The 18,527-nt window shown below is 67.9% G+C and carries 16 protein-coding genes; 10 read left to right on the top strand and 6 right to left on the bottom strand.

Annotated elements, in window-relative coordinates:
- Positions 1-31: 31 nt before the first annotated feature.
- The gene (gene paaA, locus HH212_RS11310; protein WP_170202568.1) at positions 32-1,021 is read right to left on the bottom strand and encodes a 1,2-phenylacetyl-CoA epoxidase subunit PaaA; all 990 of its coding nucleotides are present in this window, start codon (positions 1,019-1,021) and stop codon (positions 32-34) included.
- A gap of 114 nt (positions 1,022-1,135) precedes the next feature.
- On the opposite strand from paaA, the gene paaX reads away from it, so the two are divergent.
- Together paaX and HH212_RS11300 are read left to right on the top strand one after the other, a co-directional pair.
- Positions 1,136-2,092, top strand: a complete 957-nt coding sequence (gene paaX, locus HH212_RS11305; protein WP_170202567.1) for a phenylacetic acid degradation operon negative regulatory protein PaaX — start codon at positions 1,136-1,138, stop codon at positions 2,090-2,092.
- A gap of 68 nt (positions 2,093-2,160) precedes the next feature.
- A complete protein-coding gene (locus HH212_RS11300; protein WP_170202566.1) occupies positions 2,161-3,297 on the top strand; it encodes a M14 family metallopeptidase in 1,137 nt (378 codons plus the stop codon).
- A 62-nt stretch (positions 3,298-3,359) separates the two neighbouring features.
- On the opposite strand, the gene nfsB is transcribed toward HH212_RS11300, so the two are convergent.
- Positions 3,360-4,013, bottom strand: coding sequence for an oxygen-insensitive NAD(P)H nitroreductase (nfsB, locus tag HH212_RS11295; protein WP_170202565.1), 654 nt, complete (start codon positions 4,011-4,013; stop codon positions 3,360-3,362).
- A gap of 231 nt (positions 4,014-4,244) precedes the next feature.
- On the opposite strand from nfsB, the gene HH212_RS11290 reads away from it, so the two are divergent.
- Positions 4,245-5,321, top strand: a complete 1,077-nt coding sequence (locus HH212_RS11290; RefSeq protein WP_170202564.1) for a porin — start codon at positions 4,245-4,247, stop codon at positions 5,319-5,321.
- Between the two features lie 307 nt (positions 5,322-5,628).
- On the opposite strand, the gene pmbA is transcribed toward HH212_RS11290, so the two are convergent.
- The gene (gene pmbA, locus HH212_RS11285; RefSeq protein WP_170202563.1) at positions 5,629-6,981 is read right to left on the bottom strand and encodes a metalloprotease PmbA; all 1,353 of its coding nucleotides are present in this window, start codon (positions 6,979-6,981) and stop codon (positions 5,629-5,631) included.
- A gap of 90 nt (positions 6,982-7,071) precedes the next feature.
- Here pmbA and yjgA point away from each other — a divergent pair, with 90 nt between their 5' ends.
- The 5 genes from yjgA (at position 7,072) to HH212_RS11260 (ending at position 10,393) form a co-directional block, all read left to right on the top strand.
- Complete coding sequence (gene yjgA / locus HH212_RS11280; RefSeq protein ID WP_170202562.1) at positions 7,072-7,677, top strand: ribosome biogenesis factor YjgA; 606 nt, start codon at positions 7,072-7,074, stop codon at positions 7,675-7,677.
- On the top strand, positions 7,661-8,278 hold the full coding sequence (gene mog, locus HH212_RS11275; RefSeq protein WP_170202561.1) for a molybdopterin adenylyltransferase: 618 nt from the start codon (positions 7,661-7,663) through the stop codon (positions 8,276-8,278). Before yjgA ends, mog begins: the two co-directional genes overlap by 17 nt.
- A 29-nt stretch (positions 8,279-8,307) precedes the next feature.
- On the top strand, positions 8,308-8,976 hold the full coding sequence (locus HH212_RS11270) for an alpha/beta hydrolase (RefSeq protein ID WP_170202560.1): 669 nt from the start codon (positions 8,308-8,310) through the stop codon (positions 8,974-8,976).
- Positions 8,976-9,173 (top strand): hypothetical protein, encoded by a 198-nt coding sequence (locus HH212_RS11265; RefSeq protein WP_211172486.1) that lies wholly within the window; start codon positions 8,976-8,978, stop codon positions 9,171-9,173. Before HH212_RS11270 ends, HH212_RS11265 begins: the two co-directional genes overlap by 1 nt.
- Positions 9,174-9,259: 86 nt before the next feature.
- Positions 9,260-10,393: an NADH:flavin oxidoreductase gene (locus HH212_RS11260; RefSeq protein ID WP_170202559.1), complete on the top strand. Its 1,134-nt coding sequence runs from the start codon at positions 9,260-9,262 to the stop codon at positions 10,391-10,393.
- Positions 10,394-10,400: 7 nt separating this feature from the next.
- On the opposite strand, the gene HH212_RS11255 is transcribed toward HH212_RS11260, so the two are convergent.
- Entirely contained in the window at positions 10,401-10,955 is a 555-nt protein-coding gene (locus tag HH212_RS11255) for a carboxymuconolactone decarboxylase family protein (protein WP_170202558.1), read from the bottom strand.
- A gap of 112 nt (positions 10,956-11,067) precedes the next feature.
- On the opposite strand from HH212_RS11255, the gene HH212_RS11250 reads away from it, so the two are divergent.
- Complete coding sequence (locus HH212_RS11250; RefSeq protein WP_170202557.1) at positions 11,068-12,423, top strand: aspartate aminotransferase family protein; 1,356 nt, start codon at positions 11,068-11,070, stop codon at positions 12,421-12,423.
- Positions 12,424-12,617: 194 nt separating this feature from the next.
- Here the strand turns inward: HH212_RS11250 and galB are convergent, their stop codons facing one another.
- The gene (gene galB / locus HH212_RS11245) at positions 12,618-15,503 is read right to left on the bottom strand and encodes a beta-galactosidase GalB (RefSeq protein ID WP_229217672.1); all 2,886 of its coding nucleotides are present in this window, start codon (positions 15,501-15,503) and stop codon (positions 12,618-12,620) included.
- Positions 15,504-15,753: 250 nt separating this feature from the next.
- Positions 15,754-16,605: a fumarylacetoacetate hydrolase family protein gene (locus tag HH212_RS11240; protein WP_170202556.1), complete on the bottom strand. Its 852-nt coding sequence runs from the start codon at positions 16,603-16,605 to the stop codon at positions 15,754-15,756.
- 128 nt (positions 16,606-16,733) lie between these two features.
- Between HH212_RS11240 and HH212_RS11235 the strand changes: the two genes are divergently transcribed.
- Positions 16,734-18,515: a methyl-accepting chemotaxis protein gene (locus HH212_RS11235; protein WP_170202555.1), complete on the top strand. Its 1,782-nt coding sequence runs from the start codon at positions 16,734-16,736 to the stop codon at positions 18,513-18,515.
- Positions 18,516-18,527 lie beyond the last annotated feature (12 nt).

Raw genomic sequence — 18,527 nt, 5'->3', positions numbered from 1 at the left:
GCCAGGCCGGGGACGACGGCGATGGCTGTTCTCAGGCTGCGGTTTGCTTCGCCGCCTGTTTATCGGCATGCGCCACCAGCGCCTCGCGGAACCAGGCGCCGTCTTCCCACGCCGTCACGCGCGTACGCAGGCGCTCGCGGTTGCACGGGCCGTTGCCCTTCAAGACGTCCTGGAATTCGGTCCAGTCGATGTCGCCGAAGTCGTACTGGCCGCGTTCCTCGTTCCAGCGCAAGTCCGGATCGGGAATGGTCAAGCCCAGGAATTCGGCCTGCGGCACGGTCTGGTCGACCATGCGCTGGCGCAGCTCGTCGTTGGAGAACAGCTTGATGCGCCACTTGCTCGACTGGGCGCTGTTGACCGACTCGGCGTCCGACGGGCCGAACATCATCAGGGAAGGCCACCACCAGCGGTCGAGCGCATCCTGCGCCATCGCCTTCTGTTCGGGCGTGCCCTGCGCCAGCTTCAGCATGATGTCGTAGCCCTGGCGCGCGTGGAAGGATTCTTCCTTGCAGACGCGCACCATGGCGCGCGCGTACGGTCCGTACGAGCAGCGGCACAGCGGGATCTGGTTGATGATCGCCGAGCCGTCCACCAGCCAGCCGATGGCGCCCATGTCGGCCCAGCTGAGGGTCGGGTAGTTGAAGATGCTCGAATACTTGGCCTTGCCGGCGTGCAGCGCCTCTAGCAATTCGTCGCGCGACACGCCCAGCGTCTCGGCGGCGCCGTACAGGTACAGGCCGTGGCCGGCCTCGTCCTGGATCTTGGCCAGCAGGATCGACTTCCTCTTGAGCGTGGGCGCGCGCGTTACCCAGTTGCCTTCCGGCAGCTGGCCGACGATCTCGGAATGCGCGTGCTGCGAGATCTGGCGCACCAGCGTCTTGCGGTAGGCGTCGGGCATCCAGTCCTTGGCTTCGATCTTGACGCCGGCGTCGATGCGCGCCTGGAACGCCTGTTCTTCCGCGCTCATGTCGGCGGCGGTTCGTACTTGCTTGAGGCCGGTTTCCACCAGTTGGGCGTACATATCGTCTCCCTTGTCTCCTGTATCGATCCATAATACGATACAAGAATATCGATGTACACCAGAATTTTGAATCATATCGACCGCAAACAGACAACCAACACGTGTCAGGAACTTATGCCGGCAAGCAGCGTCAACCAATGGATCGATGACTTCCTCGCCGCCGATCCGCCACGCGCCAAATCGCTGGTGATGACGATCTTCGGCGACGCCATCGCCCCGCACGGCGCACGCCTGTGGCTGGGCAGCCTGATCGAACTGGTGGCGCCGCTGGGCGTCACCGACCGCCTGGTGCGCACCAGCGTGTTCCGCCTGGCCCAGGAAGGCTGGCTGACGGCCAGCCGCGAGGGCCGGCGCAGCAGCTACGCCCTTGACGAGCACGCGCGCGCGCGCTTCGAGCGCGCCAACCGGCGCATCTACGCGCGCCCCGGCCAGGACTGGGACGGCAGCTGGACCCTGCTGCTGGCGCCCAACGGCAGCATCGATGCCGAGCTGCGCGCCGCCGTGCGCAAGGAACTCGAATGGGAAGGTTTTTCCATGCTGGCGCCGGGTGTGCTGGCGCATCCGGCCTTCGACGGCGCCGCCCTGGCCGAGATCCTGGCGCGCGTGCAGGCCGGCGGCAAGGTGTTCGTCTGCCGCGCCGCCGACATGCCGGGCGTGGACGGCCGGCCGCTCGCCGAACTGGTGCGCGAAGGCTGGGACCTGTCCGGCACGCAGGCCGGTTACCGGCACTTCGTCGAGACCTTCGCGCCGCTGCCGGACCTGCTGCGCACGGCGGCGCAGCCGGGCACGGGCAGCGGCATCGCGCCGCGCGAGGCGTTCGTGCTGCGCAGCCTGCTGGTGCACGCCTACCGCCGCGTGCAGCTGCACGACCCGATGCTGCCGCTGCCCCTGCTGCCCGATCCGTGGCCGGGCATGGAAGCCTATGCACTGGCGCAGGCCGTCTACCGCCTGCTGTGGGAAGCGGCGCAAACGCACGTCGTGCAGGTGCTGCAACGGGAAGATGCGGCGGCGCCGGCGGCGGATGCGGCGTTCCATGCGCGCTTCGAGGGCTTGCCGCCCGGCGGCGCCTGATCCATTCGCGGCGTGGAAAGCGGTATCATGCACGCCTGCCTTCAACACCTCCAACAACAGGACACACCATGTCTATCAAGATCAGCAGCCGGTTCGACGCCGGCGCCATCGACATCGTCGACGCCACCAGCGCCGGCGCCATCGACTTGAACATCCGCAAGGATTCGCACGCCGACATCACCCAGTGGTTTTATTTCCGCCTGCAGGGCGCGCAGGGCGAGCCGTGCACCATCCGCCTGCTCAACGCCGGCCAGTCGGCCTACCCGAAGGGCTGGGAAGACTACAGCGCCATGGCCAGCTACGACCGCATCGACTGGTTCCGCGTGCCCACCAGCTTCGACGGCCAGGTGCTCACCATCGAGCACACCCCGGCCATGGACAGCGTCTACTACGCCTACTTCGAGCCGTATTCGTGGGAGCGCCACCTGGAACTGCTGGACCGCGCCCAGCTCGCCGAGAACGTGCGTATGCTCGACCTGGGCTCGACCGTCGACGGCCACGACCTGAACCTGCTGGTGATCGGCGAGCCTGACGCGGGCAAGAAGAAGGTGTGGGTGATCGCGCGCCAGCACCCGGGCGAAACCATGGCCGAATGGTTCGTGGAAGGCATGCTGGACGCCCTGCTCGACCCGGCCCACCCGTTCGGCCGCCAGCTGCTGAAGGAAGCGGTGTTCTACGTGGTGCCGAACATGAACCCGGACGGTTCGGTGCGCGGCAACCTGCGCACCAACGCCGCCGGCGCCAACCTGAACCGCGAGTGGGCCACCCCGAGCATGGAACGCAGCCCGGAAGTGTTCCTGGTGAAGCAGAAGATGCACGAGACGGGCGTCGACATGTGCCTGGACGTGCACGGCGACGAGGGCCTGCCCTACGTCTTCATCGCCGGCAGCGAATCGCTGCCGGATTTCACGCCCGAGCAGGCGGCGGCGCAAAAGGCGTTCTCGGACGCCTTCATGGTCGCCAGCCCGGACTTCCAGGACGTGCACGGCTACGGCGAGACGGCCTACAGTGAAGAAACCCTCACCATGGGGTCGCCGCACATCACCCACGCCTTCGGCTGCCTGTCGCTGACGCTGGAACTGCCGTTCAAGGACAACGCCAACGACCCGGACCCGCACGTGGGCTGGGACGGCGCGCGCAGCGCGCGCCTGGGCGCGGCGGTGCTGCAGCCGGTGCTGCAGGCGGTGCGCGCGCTGAAGAAGTAAGCCGCGTTCGCGGGCCGGCGCCACCGGGCAAATTCGCCCGGTGGCGCCGTACGTTTACCCTGTTACAGGAACGTGAACACCTGTTCCTGGCTCAGGCGCGACTTGGGCGCCGCGGCATTGAAATCGCCCGGTGCGCTGTAGCCGCAGCTCAGCATCACCAGGCTGGTCAGGCCCTGCTCGTGCAGGCCGAATTCCTTGTCCAGCACGCCCAGGTCGATGCCTTCCATCGGCGTGGTGTCGACGTCCAGCGCCGCCGCGCCCAGCATGGCGGCGCCCAGCGCGATGTACACCTGCTTTTCCAGCCATTGCGGCAAGTCCTTGTCGGTATAGCGGTGCTGGTCGACGTAGCCCTTGCGCGCGCCGTGCTGGCGCGCCTTGGCGGCGGCGTCCGGCAAGCGGCCGTCGCGCTCTTCCTGCGCCAGCACCTGGTCCAGGTGGCCGGCATCGGCGTCGATGCGCACGCACAGCAGGATCACGTGCGAGGCGTCGGTGATCTTCGGCGCGTTGTAGGCGAAGCCGCCCTGCGCGCCCTTGGCCATGCGCGCCTTGGCTTGCGCGGTGCTGGCGACGACGAAGTGCCACGGCTGCGAATTCACCGAGGACGGGCTGTTGCGCAGCAGCTCATAGATCTGCTGCATGGTTTCTTCCGGCACGCGGCGGGAAGGGTCGTAGGCTTTGGCGGTGTAGCGCTGCTTGGCGGCGGTGACGATATCCATGGGTTCCTTTGATTGACGATGCATATCGGCACATTATTGCAGGAACCAAAAATTCGCGTGCGGGGTGGGCCGGAATGGCCGAAGGGTCGCGTGCGCACCACAACCACCGGCGAGTATTTCTGCCGTTCAAGCCGACAATGCGTCAGCGCAAATTTCCTCAATGCACGAAATGATATTCATAAAAATGCTTACAAGCATTTTTTATCGATGTCACTTGCAGAGGATAGAACAATGAAACGGATTGGCACCGCAGTCGCACTGAATTCCACCCTGATCGCCGGCCTGCTCACATCCGGCGGCGCCCTGGCGCAGTCGAACACCGAGGTCTACGGCATCGTCGACGTGCTGGTCGGCCCGACCACCAACATCACCAAGGACAAGGGCACGGTCTGGCGCGTCAGCGCCAGCGGCATGAACGTGTCGCGCCTGGGCTTTCGCGGCGGCGAAGACATCGGCGACGGCCTGAAGGCGGTCTACCAGCTGGAGATGGGCATCGCCCCGGATACCGGCACCGCCGACACGCCGCTGTTCAAGCGCCAGGCCACGGTCGGCCTTGAGGGACGCTGGGGCCGCCTGGTGATGGGCCGCTCGTTCACCTCGGTGTACGACTTCATGCTGCCCTACGACCCGATGGGCTACGCGCCCTTCTATTCCTGGGTCCCGACCGGCAACGCCAGCGGCGCCAGCAAGTACGGCATGACCACCGGCTTCGACAACTTGGTCAAGTACACGGGCAAGGCCGGCAACCTGAGCGTGGGCCTGACCTACGGCGCCGGCGAGCAGTCGGCGTCGAACGCCGACGGCGTCAAGGGCGCGGCGGCGGTCAACTACGTGATGGGACCGGTGGCGGTGGTGGCGACCTACGAGCGCGTCAACGGCAACCTGGTGGCCGGCACCGGCACGCGCGACGCCACCACCGCCGCGCACGTGGGCGCGATGTTCACCAGCGGCGGCCTCAAGCTGCAGGCCGGCGCGCGCGACTACCGCCTGGACCCGGCCAAGCTGCTGGCCCCGGACGTACGCGCCCGCCTGTACTGGCTGGGCGTGAACTACCTGGTCGCCCCGCAGGTCACGCTGACCGGCGCCGCCTATTACCAGGACGTGCGCAACGTGCCGGTGGCCACCGAAGCGGACCCGGTCATGTACGTGGCGCGCGCAAAATATGCCCTGTCCAAGCGCACCGACCTGTACACGGTGGGCGCCTACGCCAAGGCCAAGCACCATCAATTGGTCAGCCTATCGCGCGACGACGCCGGTTTCGACTGCAACCAGCGCAGCCTGGCGGTGGGGATACAGCACCGTTTCTGACCTGCGCGGGCGAAAAAAGGCAGCGCCGGCGCGCATGCAGTTCAGTCGAACCGCAATACGCACGTCGTCCCCGCGCACGCGGGGATCCATACCGAGCAAGAAAATTTGGTAGCCGGAAGCAATCAGAATGCTTCAAAAATACCAACTTTTGACACTCAGTATGGGTCCCCGCCTTCGCGGGGACGACGGTTTTTAGGCCAGCAATACTATCTTGGACAGTAGTGCGCCTGCGCGAGAACGACGGTATGTTCCGTTTGAGTGAGTGATTGGTGCCGGCGCTTCGTGATGACCGCGCTTCGCCTGTTGCTCAGTTACCCGCGATCACCATCTTCTCGATCAGGATCGAGCCGGTCGACTTGTTCCCGCGCGTCAGCACGTCGTTGCCGATGCCGACGATCGACTGGAACATGTCCTTCATGTTGCCGGCGATGGTGATTTCCTCGACCGGGTACTGGATCACGCCGTTCTCGACCCAGTAGCCGGAGGCGCCGCGCGAATAGTCGCCGGTGACGTAGTTGGTGCCCTGCCCCATCAGTTCCGTGACCAGCAGGCCGGTGCCCAGCTTGCGCAGCATGCCCTCGAAGTCGTCGCCGGCCTGCGTCTGGTTCGACGTCATTTCCAGGTTGTGCGAGCCGCCGGCATTGCCGGTGGTCTGCATGCCGAGCTTGCGCGCCGTGTACGAGGACAGGAAGTAGCCCTGCAGCACGCCATCCTTGACCACGTCGCGGCGCTGGGTGCGCACGCCTTCCTCGTCGAACGGCGAGGAGCCGACGCCGCCCACCACGTGCGGGTCTTCCAGCACCTGGATGTGCGCCGGGAAGATCGCCTGGCCGAGCGAGTCGAGCAGGAAGGTCGACTTGCGGTACAGGGCGCCGCCCGAGGTGGCCTGCACCAGCGCGCCGACCAGGCCGGCCGCCAGCGGCGCCTCGAACAGCACCGGGCAGGTGCGGGTATTCAGCTTGCGCGCGTTCAGGCGCGCCAGTGCGCGCTCGGCGGCGTAGCGGCCGACCTTTTCCGGATCCGCCAGTTTCTTCGGATCGCGCGCCGAGCTGTACCAGTCGTCGCGCTGCATCTTGTTGCCGCGCCCGGCGATCGGCGCCACCGACAGGGTATGGCGCGAGAACGGGTAGCCGGCGCAGAAACCGAGGCTGTTGGCGGCCACGAAGTGCGATTGCTGCACGTAGACGCTGGCGCCCTCGCTGTTGGTGACGCGCGGGTCGACCGCGAACGCGGCCGCTTCGCAGCGCTGGGCGATGCGGACCGCTTCCTCGGCGCCGATCTGCCACGGGTAGCACAATTGCAGGTCGCGCGGTTCCATCTCCAGCAGCTCGGCATCGGGCAGGCCGGCGGCCGGGTCCTCGGCGGTGAAGCGGGCGATGTTGTAGGCCGCTTCCACGGTGGCGCGCAGCGACTCGGTGGAAAAGTCGGAGGTGCTGGCGTGGCCGCGGCGCTTGCCGCAGTACACCGAGACGCCGATGCCCTTGTCCTTGTTCTGCTCGATGGTCTCGACCTGGCCCTTGCGCACCGTCACCGCCAGTCCGCTGCCCTCGCTGATCTCGACCGAGGCGTCGCTGGCGCCCTGCTCCTTGGCGAAGCCGAGCACGTCGCGCGCGAGCTGCTTGAGCTGGTCCTGGGTGTGGGTGAAGACGGAAGCGTTCATGTGCGTTTTTCTTGGCGAGCCCTAAAACAGTTATCATAGCAGCCGTTTACCGTTTTTACCGGCCGGCCGCGCGCCCGCCTCATCCATACCATGCCAAATGCCAATCGCGGCTCGGTCGGCTTCCGCTCCGACGAGTTCGACCAGGAATACGACCGTCCGTCCAAGTCGGAACTCAAGCGCCAGATGAACGAGCTGCAAAAGCTCGGCGAGCAGCTCGTCGACGAGCCGCGTGACCGCGTCAAGCGCGTCCCGATGCCGGACGACGTCAAGGAAGCGATCCTGATGTGCCAGACCATCACCAACCACGAGGGCCGCCGCCGCCAGCTGCAATTCGTCGGCAAGAAGATGCGCACCCTCGACGACGAGGAAGTGGCGGTCATCCAGCGCACCATCGAGAGCTGGAAAGGCGCCTCGAAAGCCGAGACCGCGGCCCTGCACGCGCTCGAGCGCCGCCGCGACAAGCTGCTGGCCGACGACAACGCCCTGACCCAGCTGCTGGAAGAGCACCCGGAACTGGACGTGCAGCAGCTGCGCACCCTGATCCGCAACGCGCGCAAGGAGCAGGCGGAGAACAAGCCGCCCAAGGCCTACCGCGAGATCTTCCAGATCCTCAAGGACGTTTCGAAGAAGAAGAAACCGGCCGCCGACGAAAACGACGACACGCTCGAAGGTGACGACGATGAGTCTGACGAATAAAGTGCAGGAAACCGTGATCGGCCTGGTCTCGGTATCCGACCGCGCCAGCGGCGGCGTGTACGAAGACAAGGGCATCCCGGCGCTGCAGGCCTGGCTGGAAAGCGCGGTCTCGACCCCGTTCCGCGTCGAGACGCGCCTGATCCCGGACGACCGCGCCAGCATCGAAGCCACCTTGATCGAGCTGGTCGACAATGCCCGCTGCCATCTGGTGCTGACCACCGGCGGCACCGGCCCAGCGCGCCGCGACGTCACGCCGGAAGCGACCCTGGCCGTCGGTACGAAAGAGATGCCGGGCTTCGGCGAGCAGATGCGCCAGATCAGCCTGCACTTCGTGCCGACCGCGATCCTGTCGCGCCAGACCGCGGTGATCCGCGAGACGGCCGACCATGCGGCGCTGGTCATGAACCTGCCCGGCCAGCCGAAGTCGATCAAGGAAACGCTGGAAGGCGTCAGGGATGCCGCCGGCAACACGGTCGTGGGCGGCATCTTCGCCGCGGTCCCGTACTGCATCGAGCTGATCGGCGGTCCCTTCCTCGACACCAACCCTGACGTGTGCAAGGCCTTCCGTCCGAAGTCGGCGCAGCGTGCCGGCGCCGCCTGAAGCCCCCGTCAACAACGCAAGGAAAACGCATGAGCGAGCTGCTTGAACACGTGCAAGTCGACACCGCCGACGACCCGCAAGTCTCCGTCATCTGGCTGCACGGCCTGGGCGCCGACGGCAACGACTTCGTGCCGATGGTGCGCGAGCTGGACCTGTCCGGCCTGCCCGGCATCCGCTTCATCTTCCCGCACGCGCGCACCATCCCGGTCACCGTCAACAACGGCTACGTGATGCGCGCCTGGTACGACATCACCGGCGCCGAACTGGTGCGCCGCGAAGACGAGAACGGCCTGCGCGCCTCGCAACTGGAAGTGGAAGCCTTCATCGCGCGCGAAAAGGCGCGCGGCATCCCGGCCTCGCGCATCGTCCTGGCCGGCTTTTCGCAGGGCTGCGCGATGACGATCCAGGCCGGCCTGCGCCACCCGGAACCGCTGGCCGGCATGATCTGCCTGTCCGGCTACGTGCCGCTGTCCGCCAAGCTGCCGGCCGAGCGCACGGACGCCGCGCTGGCCACGCCGATCTTCATGGCGCACGGCCGCCACGACAACGTGGTGCCGTTCAACCGCGCCACCATGTCGCGCGACCTGCTGGTGTCGATGGGTTGCCGGGTCGAGTGGCACGAATACACGATGGCGCACTCGGTGTGCATGGAAGAAGTGCAGGACTTGTCGGCGTTTTTCAGGAAGGTGATCGGCTGATGGCGAAGAAGGAACAACTCGACGACGAGACGATGGCGCTGATCAACTGGTGCATCGAAGTCGAAAAACACCTGGTCGCCGGCGGCGCGACCCAGGCGCAGGCGCAGGAACACATCGAGGAACACGTCGAGTGGTTCACCGACCTGTTCTACGACGAGCTGACGCCGGAACAGGCGGCGAAGGAAGCGCTGGCCTGAACTCTTGCGCCGGCCGCCGCGGCCGCCGGCGCGTTTTCCGTATCGTTGCTACCATGCTCCCTCCTATTTACCCACGGAGCATGCCGATGACCCCATCTTCCACCGCGCAGTCCCCCGCCGACATCCTGTTCCAGCCGTTCCGCCTCAAGACGCTGGAACTGAAGAACCGCATCGTGATGGCGCCGATGACGCGCAACTTCTCGCCGAACGGCATTCCGGACGGCGCCGTCGCCGACTACTACACCCGCCGCGCCGCCGCCGACGTCGGCCTGATCCTTTCCGAAGGCACCACCATCGCCCGCCCGGCGGCCAAGAACCTGCCGCAGATTCCCTCCTTCCACGGCGCCGCGCTGGACGGCTGGAAGCGCGTGATCGACGCCGTGCACGGCGCCGGCGGCAAGATGGGACCGCAGATCTGGCACGTCGGCTCGGTACCCGGTCCCGGCACCGACTGGACGCCCGACGGCGCCCCCGAAAGCCCGTCCGGCCTGGTGGCGCCCGGCGCCGCACGCGGCGTGGCGATGAGCGACGAGGACATCGCCGACACCATCGCCGCCTTCGGCGCCGCCGCGCGCGCTGCCAAGACCCTCGGCTTCGACACCTTCGAACTCCACGGCGCGCACGGCTACCTGATCGACCAGTTCTTCTGGGACGGCACCAACCGCCGCGACGACCGCTGGGGCGGCGCCACGCTGGCGCAGCGCAGCCGCTTCGCCGCCGAGGTGGTGAAGGCGGCGCGCGCCGCGGTCGGTCCCGACTTCCCGATCATCCTGCGCCTGAGCCAGTGGAAGCAGCAGGACTACGACGTCAAGCTGGCCGCTGACCCGGACGCCATGACGCAATGGCTGCTGCCGCTGGTGGAAGCCGGCGCCGACGTGCTGCACTGCTCGCAGCGCCGTTTCTGGGAAGCGGAATTCCCGGAAATCGACGGCGAGCAGGGCCTGAACTTCGCCGGCTGGGCCAAGAAGCTGACCGGCGCCGCCACCATCAGCGTCGGCTCGGTCGGGCTGGACGGCGAATTCCTGTCCGCCTTCGCCGGCAAGGGCGCCGCCGTGGCGCACCTGGACGGCCTGCTGGCGCGCATGGAACGCGGCGAGTTCGACCTGATCGCGGTGGGCCGCGCGCTGCTGGCCGATCCGCAATGGGCGGCCAAGGTCAAGGCCGGCGACCAGGCCGGATTGACGGCGTTCGAACCGAAGGCGCTGGCGACGCTGTCCTGATGGCCGTTCAATCCGGCAGCGGCGCCGCGCTCGACGGCGGCGCCGCGGTCTGCGCGGCGTTCATCACCATCGCCAGCAAGGTGTAGTAGCCGTTCACTGCCATCAGGTCGACCACGCCCTGTTCGCCGAACAGCGCCAGGGCATCGGCATACACGCGGTCCGGAACGCGCTTGTCGCGGTGCAGCGCGACGCAGAAGTCGACCACCGCCGCTTCGTCGGCCGCCATTCCCTGCGGGCGCTCGCGCCGGGCGATCGCCTCGATGACGCCGGCAGAAATGCCCGCCCGGCGCGCGATCGGTTCGTGGATCGCCCATTCGACCTGCTGGTCCCACGCGCGCGCGGTGACCAGGATCGCCAGCTCCGACAGGCGCATGCCGATGGCGCTGCGGTAGCGCAGGTAGGCGCCCAGGCGCTGCACGTGCCCCGTCAATTCCGGACTGCGCAGTAGCGCCACGAACGGGCCTTCCAAGGCGCCGCGCGGCCCGTCGACGATGTCCCGGGCCGCGGCGCGCTGGTCATCGGTCCACGCGGACGGCGGAATGGGAGGAAGGCGATCGCTCATGATAGTCGGGCGTTGTCCACCCGAAAATATTCGCATGCATCAAGGCAAAAATCAAAGGAATCTCCGGACATCGCGCCTATTGTCGAATGTCAATCTTCCGAGGAGACCGCCGATGAGCCACATCCTTCACCGCAGCCTGCGCCACATGCCGCCCGTCGCGGTTGGCGGCGAAGGCATCTATTTGCGCGACCGCCAGGGCCGCACCTGCATCGATGCCGGCGCCGGCGCCGGCGTGTGCTCGCTCGGCTACGGCCAACCGGACATCCTGGCCGCCATGCGCCGCCAGATCGACCGCTGCGCCTATGCGCATACCGGCTTCTTCACCAGCGACGCGGCCGAGGAACTGGCCGAGCGGCTGGTGGCGCGCGCGCCGGCCGGGATCGGCGGCGTGTACCTGGTGTCCGGCGGCGCCGAGGCGATGGAGGCGGCGCTCAAGCTGGCGCGCCAGTACTTCGTCGAGGCCGGCGAACTGCGGCGCTCCGTCTTCATCGCACGCCGCCAGAGCGACCACGGCCACACGCTGGGCGCGCTGGCGCTGGGCGGCAACGAGTCGCGCCGCCGGCCGTTCGCGGCGCTGCTGATGGACGTGCCGCGGGTATCGCCCTGCTACGAATACCGCGGCAGGCCGGCGGACCAGGACACCGCGGAGTACACCGCATCCCTGCTGGACGAACTGGAAGCGACGATCCTGCATGCCGGCCCGGACCACGTGATCGCGTTCTGCGCCGAACCGGTGGCCGGCATCGGCGGCGGCGCCGTCCCGCCCACGCCCGGCTACTTCCGCGGCGTGCGCGCACTGTGCGACAAGTACGGCATCCTGTTCATCGCCGACGAAGCCACCTGCGGCATGGGCCGCACCGGCACCCTGTTCGCGCTCGAGCAGGACGGCGTGGCGCCCGACCTGGTCACGCTGGCCAAGGGCCTGGGCGCGGGCTATGCGCCGATCGGCGCGGTGCTGGTCAACGGCGCCATCGTCGAGCGCCTGCGCGCCGGCAGCGGCGCCTTTTCACACGGCCATACCTGCAGCGGCCACCCGGTGGCGGCCGCCGCCGCGCTGGCGGTGCAGGACGTGATCGAGCGCGACGACCTGCTGATCCAGGTGCAGAAGCGCGGCGCCACGCTGCGGCGCATGCTGGGCGACGTGTTCGGCGGCCACGAACACGTCGGCGACATCCGCGGACGCGGCCTGTTGATGGGACTGGAACTGGTACGCAACCGCGCCACCAGGGCGCCGTTCGCGCCCGAGCTGAAGCTGCACGCGCTGGTGCGGGACAGGGCGCTGGAAGCCGGCCTGCTGGTGGCCGCGGCGGGCGGCACCGTCGACGGCCGCCAGGGCGACCATGTGCTGCTGGCGCCGCCCTTCATCGCCAGCGCGGCGCAGTTGTCGGAGATCGTGGCGCGCCTGAAGGAGGCGATCGATGCGGCGCTGATGGAGGTGGTGAAGGAGGCGCAGGTGGGGTGTTTTTGATGGCGCTGGTGTCGTGCCCGATACTGCCGGAAGCTACTGCTCGCGCAGGGGGCTGTACGTCGTCCCCGCGCAGGCGGGGACCCATGCTGAATATCAGAATTCGTCGTCCTGGAAACGCCGTGATGCTTCCAGGGTACGCGACTTCGGAAACGATGTATGGGTCCCCGCCTTCGCGGGGACGACGGTGTGGCTGCTCAATCTTCGCCGCGCACCGCCCGCACCTTCACCACCGCTTCCCGCAACCCCGGTGCGCTCGCGCGCACCGTGATGTCGCCCTGCGCCCCCGGCCGTGCGCGCACGATCCCCAGCACCAGGCCGTTGAACGCGGCCCGTTCCGGCGACGGGAACGCCTCCAGGTCGGTCGGATCGCCATTGTCGGTGGCCACCAACTCGCCCGCGCCCTCGACCTTGAAGCGCACGCGCTGCGACGCACGCGGTGACGTCCTGCCGTCCTTGTCGGCCACGCGCACGGTGACGAAGGCCAGGTCGCGGCCGTCGCCGGCGATGACGGCGCGGTCGGCCTCGGCCTGCAGCAGCGCCGCCTCGCCCGCGGTGCGCACCGAGGAACGCGCCCACTCCCTGCCGTCGCGGTAGGCGACCACGGTGACTTCGCCCGGTTCGTAGTTCACGTAGTCCCAGCGCAGGCGGTAGGCGTACGGCGCCTTTTTCTGGCGTCCCTGCGACTTGCCGTTGACGAATAGCTCGGCCTCGTCGCCCGAGGTGAACACGTGCACCGGCGTGACCTGGCCGACGCGCTCCGGCCAGGTCCAGTGCGGCAGGATGTGCGCCATCGGCAGTTCCGGGCGCCAGCGCGACTGGTACAGGTAATAACGGTCCTTCTTGAAGCCGGCCAGGTCGATGATGCCGGAATACGAGCTGCGCGCGTCGTAGTACGGGGTCGGCTCGCCCAGGTAGTCGAAGCCGGTCCAGACGAATTCGCCGGCCGTGTACGGGTTCTGGTCGAGCGCGCCGAACGCGCGGTCGGCCGAGCTGCCGAAGTCGGCGGCGAACAGTTCGTAGGCGCTGACCTGTTTCGTGGCCGGGTCGCCGCCCGAACCGGGTCGCACCGCCGCGCTGGCCACGCCCGGCACCGGGAACTGGTACGCGCCGCGCGAGGACAGCGCCGAGGCGCTCTCGGTGTGCAGGATCACCTTGTCCGGGAAGCGCGCGCGGAACGCCGGGAACTGGCCCGGCAGCGTGCGAATGCCGGTGCCCTGGTAGTTCAGGCTGATGACGTCCATCGTGGCCGGCAGCGGCATGTCGGCCTTGGCCCAGTTCATGGCGCTGGTGGCCGGGCGCGTCGCGTCTTCCTGGTGCGCGATGGCCACCAGTTCGCGGCCGATGGCGGCGCCCTCTTCTCCCGTGTACTGCTCGCCGACCTCGTTGCCGACGCTCCACATGACGATCGACGGGTGGTTGCGGTCGCGCCGGAGCATCGCGCGCAGGTCCTGTTCGTGCCAGTCGGGGAAGATCAGGTGGAAATCGAGCGGCGTCTTCTTTCTCTGCCAGGAATCGAACACCTCGTCCATCACCACGATACCCATGCGGTCGGTCAGCTCCAGCAATTGCGGATCGGGCGGGTTGTGGCTCATGCGCAGGGCGTTCACGCCCATCTCCTGCAGCATCTGCAGCTGGCGCTCGGCGGCGCGCACGTTGAAGGCGGCGCCCAGCGCACCCAGGTCGTGGTGGTTGTTGACGCCGCGCAGCGGCACCTTTTCGCCGTTGACCACCAGGCCCGAATCCGGATCGAAGCGCAGCGAACGGATGCCGAACGGCGTTTCGTAGCGGTCGACCACGCGCCCGTCCTGGCGCACCGTCACCCGCGCCAGGTAGCGGTTCGGCTTCTGGTTCGGCAGCGGCCCCCACAGGCGCGGCTTCGGCAGGCGCGCCGCGCCGGCCACGTCGATGCCGGCGCCGGGGGCGACCGCGGTGCGCGCCGAGGTGCTGCTCGCCACCGCGGCGGCGCCGGGACGGCCCTGCTCGTCCAGCGCGAACAGTTCGGTGACGACATCGGCCATGGCCGGGACCTTGCCGGCGTTTTCCAGCCGCACCTGCCAGGCGACCCGCGCCGCTTCCGGCGACACCTCGGGCGTGGTCACTTTCACGCCCCACTGCCCCACGTGCAGCGGCGCGGTCTTGGTCAGCCAGACGTTGCGGTACAGGCCCGCGCCCGGATACCAGCGCGCCGACTCCGGCGTGTTATCGAGGCGGATGGCGAGCTGGTTGTCGGCGCCCGCTTTCAAGTAGGGCGTGAGGTCGATGCGAAAGCCGTTGTAGCCGTACGGCCAGCCCCCCGCCAGGCGGCCGTTGACCCACACGCTGGCGTAGGCCATGGCGCCGTCGACGTCGAGGAAGATCGATTTGCCGGCGTCGGTGGCGTCCAGGCGGACGGTCTTGCGGTACCAGGCCGGCCCCCAGGTTTTCAAACGCCCCATGCCGCCGTACGGGCCGCTGGCGAGGAACGGCCCCTCGATGGCCCAGTCGTGCGGCAGGCGCACCGCTTTCCAGGCGCCGTCGTCGAAGCCGGCGCGCGCGAACGGGGCGTCGATGGCCGGCTCGCCCGCCGGACGCTGGTATCGCTTGGCCGCGTCGGCGATAAAGGCGTTGCCGCTCGGGAGGATCCAAGGCTTGAGCACCTGGCGCGCACTGGCGGCGACGCGCGCCGCTTCTTCCGGTACGGCGTCGGCCACCTTGCCGTCGGCCGATGCCGTCACCTGCGGGCGGATGTCGTACAAATAGGCGTCGCCGGCGCCCTCCGGGTCGCCCAGGTGGAAGCGCCATCCTTCGTCGAGCAGGATGCGCTGGCGCGGCGCCAGGCGTTGCGCCGACTGGCGCACGGCGGCCGCCATCGACGCCACCATCGATGGCGGCGCGGCTGCCGTTGCGACGGCCTCCTGCTGCGCTGCTACTGCGCTCGCTACGGCGGCGGGCGCCGCGCCCGACGCCAGTGCCGCCGCCAGCAGGCAGGCCGGCCAGCGGATGCCGCGGCCGATTTCAAGGTAAAAGCGACGGCCGTTGTCCGCGACGCGCGGGCGGCCGGATGCACCCGGACCGGGTCCGGTTCGATGCGTTTGTTGCATGACTCCTCCAGGATGAGAAGATTGCGCGCTCCGGGATGGCCGGCATCACGGTATGGATTATTTTTGTTAGCGCAATCACCCTGGAGTGTATTGTCATCGAGACAGCACCGTCAACCGCAGCGTCGTCTCGACTTGCCACCGTGGACGCCGGCTCCCGACCATGCATCGATCGTTTCCCGGTGCCGCACAGCGCTTCCGATAACACGATTGTTGATCGCTAACATTCTCGAACGTCAGCGATCCATCCCGTTCACGGCTTGGGAAAGGCGAGCACTTCCTGCTGCTGCTCGCCCAGGCCGGCGATGCCCAGGCGCAGCTGGTCGCCCTTCTTGAGGAAGCGCTGCGGCGTGCGGCCGAAACCCACGCCCGGCGGGGTGCCGGTACTGATGATGTCGCCCGGCTCCAGCGTCATGAAGCGCGACAGGTAGCTGACGATCTGCGCCACCGTGAAGATCATGTTCGACGTGTTCCCGGTCTGCATGCGCTTGCCGTTGAGTTCCAGGTACAGGTCGAGGTCCTGCACGTCGAAAATCTCGTCCTTGGTCACCAGGAACGGGCCGACCGGGCCGAAGGTGTCGCAGCCCTTGCCCTTGTCCCACTGCGAACCCAGCTCGAACTGGTAGGCGCGCTCGGAGACGTCGTTGACGACGCAATAGCCGGCCACGTACTTCAGGGCGTCCGCTTCGCTGACGTATCGGGCGCGCTCGCCGATCACCACGCCCAGTTCCACTTCCCAGTCGGTCTTCTTCGAGCCCGGCGGCAGCTGGACCGGATCGTCCGGGCCGGACAGCGAGCTGGTCGCCTTCATGAACAGGATCGGTTCCGGCGGGATCGGCGCCCCGACTTCGGCCGCGTGGTCCGAGTAATTCATGCCGATACCGATGAACTTGCCGACGCCCTTGACCGGCACGCCGAAGCGTGGGTTGCCGCGCACCAGCGGCAGCGTCTTCCAGTCGACCCTGGCCAGCTTGCGCAAGGCCTTTTCCGACAGCACCGAGGCGTCGATATCGTCGATCACGCCGGCCAGCGAGCGCAGGCGGCCTTCTTCATCGAACAGGCCGGGCTTTTCTTTGCCGGGGCGGCCGTAGCGAACTAACCTCATATTGTTCTACCTCTGGATAAGCGTGGAAATCGCGCATTTTACCCCTTCTTGTGACAGCGCAAGCCTGGCCACCCCCGCCCGGCATACCGTATCAAATGCCCGTAAGAAACTTTTTCCAAGAGGAAGACATGCTCAAGAAATTGCGGATCGGTCCCAAACTGTTGCTGGCGCCGTCCCTGGTGCTGCTGTTGCTGCTGCTGCTGTCGGGCGCGGCGTATTACGGCATGGTGCGCCAGAACGCATCGCTGGAAAACATGGTGCAGGTACGCGCCGCGCGCCTGCAGGCGGCGGCCGACATCGCCGGCGACGCCAAGTACGCGCATGCCAGCATCTACCAGCTGCTGGCCTCGATGGCCGGCAGCTTTTCCGACGACCGCATCAAGGCCATGACCGCCGACATCGCCAGGAAGCACGAGGCGATCCAGGCCCGGCTGACGGACCTGGCCAGGGTGGCCGAACCGGCCGAGCGCAAGCTGATCGACGCCTCCGGCGCGGCGCTGGCGGTGTACCATAAAAGCGTCAAGGATTGCATCGACCTGGCCCAGCTCGACCAGTCGACCGCCACCGGCGCCATGCAGACCGCGGAAAAACGCTTCCTGACGCTGAACGCCAACCTGGCCCAGCTGGCGACGCTGGAACGCGACCTGAGTACGCAGGCGCACGGCGACGCCAAGGACGAGTTCCACGAGCTCGGCATGACCATGGCGGCGCTGGTACTGCTGTCGATCGTACTGTCGCTGGGGGTGACCATGCTGGTGCGGCGCGCCATGCTGAAGGACATCCAGGTCATCTCGGCGGTGGTGGGCGACCTGGCCGAGGGCCGGCTGACCAGCGTGGCCGCCAACGACGGCCGCGACGAGATCGCCGAAGCCTCGCGCGCGCTCGACCACACGATCGCGACCCTGAACACGACCCTGCGCAGCATCACCGGCTCGGTGCGCTCGATCGACACCGCCTCGAAGGAAATCGCCAGCGGCAACCTGGACCTGTCGGCGCGCACTGAGATGCAGGCCGGTTCGCTCGAAGAGACCGCCAGCGCGGTGGAAACGCTGACCCAGGCGGTCAAGAAGAACGCCGAGAGCGCGCGCCTGGCGACCGGGCTGGCGGCCGAGGCCAGCCAGCTGGCGGCCAGCGGCGGCGCCGCGGTCGACCGCGCGGTGAACACCATGGAATCGATCCGCGCCAGCTCGCGCAAGATCGTCGAGATCATCGGCGTCATCGACGGCATCTCGTTCCAGACCAATATCCTGGCGCTGAACGCGGCGGTGGAAGCAGCGCGCGCCGGCGAGCAGGGCCGCGGCTTCGCGGTGGTGGCGTCCGAAGTGCGCACGCTGGCGCAGCGCTCGGCGTCGGCGGCCAAGGAGATCAAGGCGCTGATCGCCGATTCGGTGGCGATCATCGACAACGGCAGCGCCTCGGTCAACGAGGCCGGCGCCAGCATGGGCAGCGTGGTGGCGTCGGTGCAGCAGGTGAACGACATCATCAGCCGCATCAGCGTGGCCAGCGACGAGCAGGCCGACGGCATCGTCGAAGTCAACCGCGCGGTCGGGCAGATGGACGACATGACCCAGCAGAACGCCGCGCTGGTCGAGCAGGCGGCGGCCGCGGCGGCCAGCCTGCACGAGCAGACCGTCAACCTGGCGCGCGCGATCTCGATCTTCCAGATCGAAGGAGCGGAGGCGGAACATGCGGTGGAGACGGACGGCGCGCTGCCGGCGGCGCCGGTGGAAGAAGAAGCATCGTCGTTCGCGCTGCCGGCCGAGCGGCGCGGCCACGACAGCCCGATGCGCGCAGCGCGCCGCGCCCTGCCCGACCAGAGCCGTAACCAGCACCGGAAGCAGGACCAGCAGCAGGACCAGCTAGACCGCAACCAGGGCCGCCAGGCGCGCGCCCGCGGCAGGCGCGGTTGAGAAAACGGCAGC

Origin of the sequence: Massilia forsythiae (genome assembly GCF_012849555.1) — a bacterium.
Taxonomy (GTDB): domain Bacteria; phylum Pseudomonadota; class Gammaproteobacteria; order Burkholderiales; family Burkholderiaceae_D; genus Telluria; species Telluria forsythiae.
Note: the sequence above shows the minus strand (reverse complement) of the source record. Positions and strands in the feature narration are given on the sequence as shown.